The organism is Anaeromusa sp., from assembly GCF_028691475.1.
Taxonomy (GTDB): Bacteria; Bacillota; Negativicutes; order Anaeromusales; family Anaeromusaceae; genus Anaeromusa.
In genome coordinates this window covers 1-9,652 of sequence record NZ_JAQUZF010000103.1, presented here as the reverse complement: position 1 = coordinate 9,652, position 9,652 = coordinate 1, and the positions used below count along the sequence as shown (strand labels likewise).

The 9,652-nt window shown below is 48.7% G+C and carries 13 protein-coding genes and 1 tRNA gene; 1 reads left to right on the top strand and 13 read right to left on the bottom strand.

All coding sequences use genetic code 11. From position 1 onward, the window contains the following. Window positions 1–337: 337 nt before the first annotated feature. Window positions 338–1,576: a site-specific integrase gene (locus PHF27_RS11695; RefSeq protein WP_300070208.1), complete on the bottom strand. Its 1,239-nt coding sequence runs from the start codon at window positions 1,574–1,576 to the stop codon at window positions 338–340. A 436-nt stretch (window positions 1,577–2,012) separates the two neighbouring features. Here PHF27_RS11695 and PHF27_RS11690 point away from each other — a divergent pair, with 436 nt between their 5' ends. Continuing rightward, window positions 2,013–2,327 (top strand): hypothetical protein, encoded by a 315-nt coding sequence (locus PHF27_RS11690; protein WP_300070205.1) that lies wholly within the window; start codon window positions 2,013–2,015, stop codon window positions 2,325–2,327. A 634-nt stretch (window positions 2,328–2,961) separates the two neighbouring features. On the opposite strand, the gene PHF27_RS11685 is transcribed toward PHF27_RS11690, so the two are convergent. The 12 genes from PHF27_RS11685 to PHF27_RS11630 all read right to left on the bottom strand — a co-directional run bounded on the left by PHF27_RS11685 (window position 2,962) and on the right by PHF27_RS11630 (window position 9,598). After that, window positions 2,962–3,588 carry a hypothetical protein gene (locus PHF27_RS11685; protein ID WP_300070203.1) on the bottom strand — a complete coding sequence of 209 codons (627 nt, stop codon included), beginning with the start codon at window positions 3,586–3,588 and terminating at the stop codon, window positions 2,962–2,964. A gap of 492 nt (window positions 3,589–4,080) precedes the next feature. After that, the gene (locus tag PHF27_RS11680; RefSeq protein WP_300070200.1) at window positions 4,081–4,467 is read right to left on the bottom strand and encodes a hypothetical protein; all 387 of its coding nucleotides are present in this window, start codon (window positions 4,465–4,467) and stop codon (window positions 4,081–4,083) included. 6 nt (window positions 4,468–4,473) lie between these two features. Next, window positions 4,474–4,773, bottom strand: a complete 300-nt coding sequence (locus PHF27_RS11675) for a hypothetical protein (RefSeq protein ID WP_300070197.1) — start codon at window positions 4,771–4,773, stop codon at window positions 4,474–4,476. Continuing rightward, window positions 4,770–4,910: a hypothetical protein gene (locus tag PHF27_RS11670; RefSeq protein ID WP_300070194.1), complete on the bottom strand. Its 141-nt coding sequence runs from the start codon at window positions 4,908–4,910 to the stop codon at window positions 4,770–4,772. Before PHF27_RS11670 ends, PHF27_RS11675 begins: the two co-directional genes overlap by 4 nt. Before the next feature lie 50 nt (window positions 4,911–4,960). Then, complete coding sequence (locus PHF27_RS11665) at window positions 4,961–5,191, bottom strand: hypothetical protein (protein WP_300070191.1); 231 nt, start codon at window positions 5,189–5,191, stop codon at window positions 4,961–4,963. A 15-nt stretch (window positions 5,192–5,206) separates the two neighbouring features. Beyond that, window positions 5,207–5,611 (bottom strand): hypothetical protein, encoded by a 405-nt coding sequence (locus tag PHF27_RS11660; protein WP_300070188.1) that lies wholly within the window; start codon window positions 5,609–5,611, stop codon window positions 5,207–5,209. Window positions 5,612–5,719: 108 nt separating this feature from the next. Then, window positions 5,720–7,297, bottom strand: a complete 1,578-nt coding sequence (locus tag PHF27_RS11655; protein ID WP_300070185.1) for a YfjI family protein — start codon at window positions 7,295–7,297, stop codon at window positions 5,720–5,722. Further along, a complete protein-coding gene (locus PHF27_RS11650) occupies window positions 7,297–7,884 on the bottom strand; it encodes a CHC2 zinc finger domain-containing protein (protein ID WP_300070182.1) in 588 nt (195 codons plus the stop codon). The genes PHF27_RS11655 and PHF27_RS11650 overlap by 1 nt, the downstream gene beginning before the upstream one ends. A 28-nt stretch (window positions 7,885–7,912) precedes the next feature. After that, on the bottom strand, window positions 7,913–8,089 hold the full coding sequence (locus PHF27_RS11645; RefSeq protein ID WP_300070179.1) for a hypothetical protein: 177 nt from the start codon (window positions 8,087–8,089) through the stop codon (window positions 7,913–7,915). Window positions 8,090–8,092: 3 nt separating this feature from the next. Then, window positions 8,093–8,293, bottom strand: a complete 201-nt coding sequence (locus tag PHF27_RS11640; protein WP_300070176.1) for a helix-turn-helix domain-containing protein — start codon at window positions 8,291–8,293, stop codon at window positions 8,093–8,095. A 540-nt stretch (window positions 8,294–8,833) separates the two neighbouring features. Continuing rightward, window positions 8,834–9,319: a hypothetical protein gene (locus tag PHF27_RS11635; RefSeq protein WP_300070173.1), complete on the bottom strand. Its 486-nt coding sequence runs from the start codon at window positions 9,317–9,319 to the stop codon at window positions 8,834–8,836. 202 nt (window positions 9,320–9,521) lie between these two features. Continuing rightward, a tRNA-Arg gene (locus tag PHF27_RS11630) sits at window positions 9,522–9,598 on the bottom strand. Window positions 9,599–9,652: the final 54 nt, after the last annotated feature.

The window sequence follows — 9,652 nt, the reverse complement described above, 5'->3', positions numbered from 1 at the left end:
ACATTTCTATGGATACAAACCACTTTATAAACGTCTGAAACCCTTGTTATTTCATTGGGTTCTCCTGACAGCCAATTTTCAATGGTGTCCCAGGAGAGATTCGAACTCCCGACCGACGGCTTAGAAGTGAATATAAAGCCGTTTTCCATAATACAGAACCACCTTCCGGCCAATAAATCCAATGGTTTCCCGCTATACATAGTTTATAAAATCTACGTTTTCTACTTCTATTTATAAGCTATTGCCCCATAACTTGCCCCATAAACTACTTTTTCCCTTCATTATATATAAAGAAAAGACTGCGTAGTAATATTTGCATTACCTAGCAGTCTTTCTTTCAAAGAATATTCAAGCTTTCTAATGCCAATACAGCCGTTTCCTGCATGTCCGGCATTAAGTGACTATAGGTATCTAGCGTCATTTGTATTTTGCAATGGCCCAGCCGTTCCGATATAACTTTAATGTTGACCCCTTTACTTAAAAGCATCGTCGCGTGAGTATGCCGCAAATCATGAAAGGAAAAGCTTTTCTCAAGCCCCACATAGGCCGCCAGCTTTTTGAAATACCTGCCTGTAAAGTTGCTGTTATTCAATGGATGCCCCCACAGGTTGGCAAATACAAGTCCTTCTGTATTTTTGAATTTATCGCCCAGCAAATCACTGTACCGCTGCTGCTCTTTTTCGTAGCATTCCAATGCCTCCATCACCTTTTCAGGAATAGGTATCTTCCTTTTAGATCCTTTAGTTTTCGGCTCTTCAAAAATCATACCCTTGGCTCTGGTAGACACCAGGGAGCGCTGCACGTTTACTACATTGGCCTTAAAATCAATGTCTATCCATTTCAGCCCCAGTACTTCTCCCAGACGCATTCCCGTATTGAGTGCCAGCAGTACCGCTGTATACGCCAGCTCCTTCTGATAGTTGCTGTCCGGCGTTGGCTTCCGTCGCTGCTTTAGGCCATAGTAAATGTACTCCCCATCCTTCGCCGCAGCAAGCAAAGCTTCTGCCTGCTCCTTGGTGAGTGGATGAATTGGCTCCTTCACCAACTGAGGCGGGTCCGTATCCTTGACCACATTCCGGCTCAAATACCCCAGGCGAGCTGCTTTCTCAATTGCCATGATGAAATATCTTCGCGTCCCTCGCACTGTAGATGCAGACAACCCTTCCCTTTTTTGCCCGCCGCCGCTACGCATTTCGTTAAAAACCCGCTGCACATCCGGCGCCTTTAGCCGCATCATAACAAAAGCCCCGAGAGTTGGCTTAATGTATAGGCGCAAGCATGTCTCATACTTTTCATAGGTCTTCAGCCGCACCTTGGGCTTGATATAGTCAGTCAGCCACCGATCCAGCCACTCCCACACCGTCATCTTCCCGGCATTGGGCAGCAGCCCTTCCTTTAGGCCATCAAGAAAAGCCTTGCCTTTTGCTGCAACTTCTTTTTGCGTAGCACCAGCAAACTTCTTGCGAATGCCTTTTTTCCCTGTCTTCGGGTCTTCATAAGAAAATTGACCTTCCCACCGGTCTGTTTTTGCATTCCGGTAAACTGTTCCTTCGCCAGCAGCCCTTGCTTTAGCCATTACGGTTTCACCTCCTGAATAAAAAGGCACGTTACGCCCATGCCTAAAAGTTACATTTTTTCTTCTCTCTATCTTGACTTGCTCGCACTGAAGCCTAATTTTATTCCGTCCGATAATGTATAGTTATTGGACGGATACATATTATATAGACTAAATAGAACTACTTTGTAAATTTACACTTTCGCCTACTTTATGCCTATCTATTAAAACAAAAAAGTTGAAACGCAGGGGGTAGGTAGTGCCAAAAGTGACAAAACCCTACTAAAAAAAATCTACAGATGAGGGGGTAAGGTACCATCAAAACCATCAAAACCAAAAAATAAAAACCTGTAGACGAGGGGGGTAGTAACTGACAAAACCGACAAAACCCCCTCTTCCATTCTGCTATTCTTGGCGCTATACTATAAGCACACACTCCCAAGAAAGGATGAACCACATGGAAGAATTGCTTAAGCAGCTCCTGTCTGAAATGAAAGAGCTCAAATCTGACGTATCCGAAATGAAGGCCAGCCAAGAACGCACAGACACTCGCCTTAGCTCCATGGAAGGCTCCCTTGCCCGCATGGAAAACGATATAGGTACCAAAATTGCAGCCCTCTTTGACGGCTACACCCTACGCGGCGAACAAATAGAGCGCCTGCAGGAACACTTAGACGAGCGCCTTGATTCAATCCAAACCGATCTCTCCTATGTCGTGGGCAAAGTAGCCCAGCACGACAGAAACTTTGTCCGCCTTCGCAAGAAAGCCTAAGCATTGACGAACCGCCCGCCGCCAGCGTGGCGGGTTTTTTTTACCCTCACCAATCCAACATTGGATCCGTCACCGCGTCTTCCGCAATATAGAGACTAAAGGCAGCCTCAAGAAGTTCTGCACCTGTTGCAGTCCTCGTTCTCATACTAACGCCTCCTAATCTTTTTTCGCCAGAAGGGCCCGCCGCCCGTTATGCCTTAAGGCGCACAGAAATGACTGTAGCGCTGTTTTCTTTGTTCTTGCGTCCAAGTTACAGCACGCCTGTCTTCTCGTTCTTCAAGCGTCAATTACCACGCCTACGCGAACCCCGCCAGACTACACCCGGTCACGCGAGCCTATCGCACAAAATTTAAGGCCCCCACCCGGTCCGGGAGAAAAAGAGAATTTCACGACCATAGGGGGGCCTGCCTTTTGGGTAGGGGGTTACGCGCGCAGCCTGTGTATTACGCGAAGGAGCCCCTCCGGTCCGGGCAAATAGGCTAATCACTAGCCAAGCCGGGGGGCTCATGCTTCTGCTGCACCCGCGCCCAGCGTGGCCTATCTACTCAATACCCCCCACTCACATGAAGCAGATAAAAAATTTATTTTGTCTTGTCCCCACCCGGTCCGGGTATTTGACAGGGAAATTCATTTTTTAGCCCCGGGGTATATACCAGTGTGGCCGCCTTGCCTTTACCCGCTGCCGCTCACCTGTCTCGTTGTTTATCATCCAACGCCGCCCCTTGCTGTCCCTACGCAGCGTATACGTGGTTAGCTTCTCACCATTACTGGCTGCCCATTCTTCAAGCAGGGATTCTCTGCCACTCATGTGCCGTAATACATCTATAACCTTCATTGCTGCCACGTTGAACAGCCGAACATGTATGTTGGTATAGTCCCATAGAACATCAAGCACGCTCTCCCCCAGCGGCTTATCTAGGCCATGCTTGCGCAGCACATCCATAGTAAAGAAATAGTCTTTGGCCTCCCAGCGATCGCCGTCGTAGGTCTTTTCCACAGGAAATATCTGCAGCAGCTCCCTAGGTGTCAGCTGCGCTATTAATTCCGTTAGCGTCTCAATGATATTCCAGCGTGACTTATCCCTTGCTGTGCTCACTGTGGAAGCAACATAGCGCACACCATAAAACACCGTCCTCATCTGCAACAGCTTATCTTCTGGTTTGTCCCGCAGCGCGCACGCTGTTCGGTCTAATGCCTTAAGATACAAGCCCGCCTTGTCTACTCGCCGCCGATCAGCGCCGCCGTGAATTAGCTTGAACATGTTCGCCACCTCTTTTTTTAGCGTGCTACATAATTCGCCGCCGTGAATCAGAATAAACAAACCTCAACATTTTCCAACATTTTCAGCTCAGCTCATTTTTGAGCCCAGTTCCGTTCCCAACATCTTGCTTTTAACCAGCTCAATATTGAGCGCGTTGTCAGCCCATAATTACTCTCGCAATGCTCTATTCAACCAAACATAATCCTAGTAAAATCAATCATCGCAGGCTTTCCGTCCGTCTCTTGAGGACGCTTCATTTGTTCGTTTGTCAACCGAAAAAAAGTAGATTCTGAGAGCTACTTTTCGGGGCTCGGACGACCCGTGCATAGTCCCCCCTTCAGGAAGGACCCATTTTTCCTGTAGTCTTTCCTTGCCATCGAAAGGGACAGAACACAACTGCCCCCTTCTCCATACGCGCACCCCTAGGCGCTCTGTCTGGCATAGGACATATCACCGTCCACCCATACCGCAGACAAGAAGCACACAGCCCCTTCACCCTTCTGCTGCCGCGAACGCCCGCATACTGTTCCCCATTTGTACCCATACTTTCATTGCGCTCCCTAATTGCAATCTGGCCTCCTTTGCAGCTTCCTCTATCTCATGCCCACGCCAGTATTCCAAGAGCAGCACCCGCCCTGCTACAGGCAACTCAATCTCAATCCAACGTCGGGCCATCCGCAACAGCCGCGCTTTTCTCTCGGCTTCCATTCGGCTAATAGCCATGCTGGCGGTTCTGTCGCTTACTTTGCTGGTTTGTACTCTATCCCTGTAATTGCCGGCGCTTAAACCCGTTCGTTCACGCAGCATCAAGAGGCGCTGGTATACCTTGGGCATGGTCAAAAGCACTCCCCATAGTTCGTCAAAATCAACCGCCTCCATATCCGCCTACAACTTTCCTGCCATTAAGGCAAACTTGATACCATCCAAAAAGCCTCTGTTATAGTGCGCGTATGTAGCATTTGCCTGCAAAGCTATCACTGCACCCATTATTTCATCCGCTTTTTCCTGATTACCCAAGCTGCCAAGCACATCGCCTAACAGATAATCCAATCTGGTATACTCGCCAGAAGTTCCCATACCTCCAAGCTTCTCGTCTAAGTCCTCTTGCCGCCGGCCGCAAAACTGCTGCCAGTTAGCCTCAAACTCTCCTTCTTGAAAATCCCGCCCGGTAATTTTACTCTTCATTGTGCTGCCTCCAACCCTAGAATCCGCATAGCAACCCGCATTTTTTCCATATACTCGATAGGCGTTATCTTCAGCCGTCTCGCTTCATTGCAAATCATTGCCAAATGTTCAAGGTCTTCTATACTCGTTTCTTCCATGCTCATTAACACTCCTCAAATACGCCGTTGACGGCGGTTTTCTTATTTAATTATTTGACGGTTAAAGCGGCTTCTATCAGCCTAAAGACTTCATACGGCGTTTCCCAAACTAAAACGCTCTTGCACCCGCCAGCGTATTCTACCCTGGTGCATTTTACTCGCGTTGCTTCACCAGTCCACCATTTTTCTTCCGTGCATTCCCTAACCAAAACAATACGATCAGCCTTAATATATATGTCGTTACCGCTTGGAACGCCAGAACAACGAATAAACCCTTTCATGCCTTGCCTCCTCCATCAATACGGTTCCTCTTTCTTGCACTCAATCCGGCCCCCGGCCAACCGGTATCCTTGAATTAAGGCATGAGCGCCGTCTTTATTAACCATCAATGCATCAATCACCGTAAACAATTCGTCCTGCGTAAAAGCTGGCGTGTCCCGCCCGTGCCGGCCCTCCTTGTCCTGTTGTGTGGGTACGACCCACAGCGTTTTGCATCCCCATAGCGTTTGATATTCTTCTGCTACCGCCAGCAGCACAGGCTCTTTTAGCGCTCCATTGTATGCCTTAAGAAGGGCTTGCCTGCCTGCATCAGCGTCTAGCGTTTCCTTGGGCTTCTCCGGCATTTTTTGAGCGTCTGGAAGCTCTTTGCCCTCTAACTCATACAGGCGAATCATCCATTTGCTTACCGGCAATGTTTCCACTAAAACCCGCCTCCATTTCTAAAAAAAATCTTTCAAACGTGGGGGGTACGAGGTGACAAAAGTGCCAAAAGGGGTATTGTCACTTTTGGCACTTGTTTACCCCCACGTCTACGGAAAAATTTTAGGGTTTACCTCAAATTCTTCTTTTGGCTTTTTACCCTCTTCAAAAGGAACCTTCCTCAACCATCCTTCCGCTTCTAATTCTTGGCAAGCTGCTCTAGCTCCGGCCTCATCAAGTAACGTCCAGTGTTTTCTGTACACATCTCGCACAGTAAACCTTTTTTCCAGCTTGCCTTCTTTTATCTTCTTGGCAAGCGCAGCTGCTGCTGCCTGCGTTGTATCGGAAGACATGCCATAGACTCTTCGTGCGTGACTTTCCAGAACATCGGCCCAGGTGCAGGCAAGCACGACCGCCGCCTCGCTAACTGGTCCCGGCGCAGCCCCGCCGGCGACCTCTATCAAGTGAAAAACCAGCGCTAAAGACGGTACCAGGCTAGGATACTTCGACAAATGCTCGCACATAGGCGGGTATTCTTCTGCCTTGGCTTTTTTCTCCGCATCTAGCAACCACTCGTAAAAGATCTCCTGCGCTCTGTCGGCAAAGTGAAAGAAGATTTTTTCTTTGTCTTCCTCGATGATTTCCGACACCGCACCAGCTTCTAAAAAGTCCATTTCAGACAGCTTCTTGAAAATCACATAGGCCTTCTTGAGTGCTTCACCGTTTGGGTATTCGTCAATAATCTTCCCGCCTAGCGGCTCGTCTGGATATACCAGAAGTTGAAAGCGCTGCAGCATACCATCATTTTTCAAGCTGTCTGCACATTGAACCAGATACATCTGCAGCTTCCCCGGCTGAATACCGCCCAATAACGCCAAGCAGGTATTCTTGATAATTACCGTCCCCCGCCCGATCCGGTCCGTAACAAAACCTTGGTTCCCATTCCATGCTTCAAGGTAGAACGCTCTATCCTGCAGCCGGTCTTCCCGTTCCCAGGACGACAACAGCCCCGTCAATTCATCCCGAAACATCAGCAGCCCGCGCGGATTATCCCGCAGCAATTCCCCCAGGCGCTCTATCGTTGCGTCCTTTGCAATAAAGCGCTTAGCCCCCGGCGCTTCCGGCTCAACCATGGCCGCATATTCTATTTCCAAGTCCTGCATATTCTTTGTTGGCTTGTCTTTGGATTTGTTGGGCTGCCGTGCTGCAGCTTTAACCATATCCTTTTTTATAGCCTCCTTGGCTGCCTTAAAGCTTTCTTTTTTCGCTTCATGGAACATAGCGTCCGCTTGGTTTTGTTCTGCCGCCGCTTCTTCCAATGCATCAAGTGGCCGCAGTACTTCTTTTAAGCTAGGACTTTTCTTCTGCGAAGGCCTCGCCACAATGGCCCCCCACAGATTAGGTATCACCGTCCAGTTGTCGCGGCGCTTAGGACGTATGCCGCACCCCGCCCCAATAACCGACGATGCCGCCACAATAGCCCCTACAGCGACGAACTCTAGCGGGCATTGCATCCTGTAGGACACATCAAACAACCACTCCCTAAACGCCTTTGGCAGCATTTCCGGCGTTATCTGCGCTACTGGAAGCATTGCGCTTTCTTTTATTTCTCCCGGTTCCGGCCAATCATCAACCGCTGCCGGTTTCTCGTTTGTTAATAACTGTGTAACGCTCGCAATCCGCACCATTAAGTAAGTAGCCCCCTTTCCTTGGCAATCTGCAACGCCTGGCGCTGCTCTTGCTGATTTTCACTGGCCAAGCCATCTAATACAGCCCACACATCCGACAACAACGCGCCGATCCGCGCCGCAGCCTTACTGGCAGCCTCGTCTTCCGTTGCTTCACGGTCGGGCAGTATAACCTTCATGCTGGCTTCTAAGCTGTGTAGCAGCCCGCACAGGCCCCAATAAGCCGCCTCTATATCCTTTTCTGTCTTCCGTTCGCTCTGCATCTGCCATTGCCGCCTATGCCATTCCTCTATAGCGCTGGGAGGGATACCATTCATAAATCCAAATCTCGCCGCCAATGCCTGTACAGCGGCCTTCGTTTCCAGGCCGTTAGCTGCCGCAAATACGTCTATAGCGTCCCCGCCCCGTCCGCAGGCAAAACAATGCACCTTTTCCCGGTAGACGTGCATAGACGGCGAGCGGTCATTATGCCATAAGCACAGTGCCTTTTTATTCCGGCCCACCTTTACGCCAGCTTCCTGCAATGCCTCTTGCAAGCTGTATAGGCCCTTTATTGCCTGCACCATGCTGCCCGCTGTATAATGCAAGTAGATAACCCCATTTCTTACCCTGCCGTTACCTGGCAGGGTTTTTTCTTTCCTCATGCTCTTTCTGCGCCCGAACATAACGCTCTAAATCAACACTGGGCGTCCATTCTTCCTCTCCGGTTTCCTCGTACCACAGCAGCGTTTCTGCGTCCGTCTGCTGCAGCACGGCGACCTTGAAAGTGGTTCCGTTGAATCGAATCTTCATGGCTTACGCCTGCCCAGCAGTTGCCGCTGGCCCGTGCAAGAGCTGATCAACATACCAGCTAGGAATAAGCAGCCGCCGCCCGATCCGCACCGTGGGAATGTCGCCACGATTGCACAGATTGTAGATATGAGCCTTGCTGATCTTATTTTGGAAAACCTCCTCACGCAATTCGTCCAAGTCGTAAAAGTTTTTTGCATCCGACATAGTGTTTTTCCCCTTTCATTTCGTCAAATTTAAGCCCAAAAACCAGGAAACCAATTCCAGGCCATCACCCCTCTCGATAATTTTGTAGGTTTTGATGGTACTCTACCCCCACGCTTACAGGCTTTTACTTTTGAATTGAATATGGTTTTGGCACTTTTGTCACTTGCTTACCCCCACGTTTGTAGATTTTTATTTTTGCTTTTGTCGGTTTTGTCAGTTCCTGCCCCCCTCGTTTTCCCAAAATAAAAAACCTGCCAAACGCTGCACCCACCCCAGGGAATACACCCTAAAAGCTAGGCTTGTCAGCGCCGGCAGGATAAATCATACATCCGACTACAGTTATTCAGTTTTCTTGGCCCCGGCGGGCGGGTTTGGCTGCCGCTTGTTGTTCCTCTCTCGGCAGCGCCGTGTTTTGCCGTTAGGCAGGACCGTGATTTTAAGCGTGTATTGGCTCATGATTGGCCTCCCTTCATAACATTAAAACGGAATCAACGTTTCTGTTTAAAGTTAATTAAAATGCCGGATATACCGGCTTTTAACTTAATATGGTTCGTCAGTCCCTTGGGGTTCATCAAATGATCTTTCCTTAAAGCCAAGAACGAACCACATTTCTATAAGCCCCGTAAGCAACACAATCGACTCAGCATCACTTATTCCAGCTGCTTTTATTCCATTCGCAATACGTTGGCTAACAGACTTAGGCCCTTTTTTATATTCTTCCCATTTTTGATTTTTACATAGATAAGCAATTCGCCTAATTGCCGCTACCGTCTCAGGGGTTAGCTTAGGCGGTTTTAGCCCCATTTCCCGATGAATTGGCCCATCCCAGTATTTGCCGTGTAGCATACAATATGCCGCATAAGCTTCTTCAAAAGCAATGTCTGGATATTCAACCCACTTGCCAGATCTACTAGCCCCCCTCAGTGGGCTCGATATTAGCCCCCATGAAGAATAATTATAGAGTGTCCGAGCTGTAATAATAACGCCTAAATTTGCCAACTTCTCGATAATTTCTCGCGGAGTCATCAGGGCCCCCTTTGAAACGGAATCAATGTTTCTGTTTTATATTTATTCTACACCCTCAACTATATACTATGCAACAGATTTTTTATTATACAGTCTGCTTTTTCCCTTGCTCTGTTTTTCATTCTAATTTTTCTATTGCCCCATTTATTGCCCCACAGACGCAAAAAAGGCTTCTAGCAGATTGCTAGAAGCCTATAATACCTGGCGTCCCAGGAGAGATTCGAACTCCCGACCGACGGCTTAGAAGGCCGTTGCTCTATCCAACTGAGCTACTGGGACAGGAGAAATAAAATGGAGCGGGTGAAGGGAATCGAACCCTCGTAGCTAGCTTGG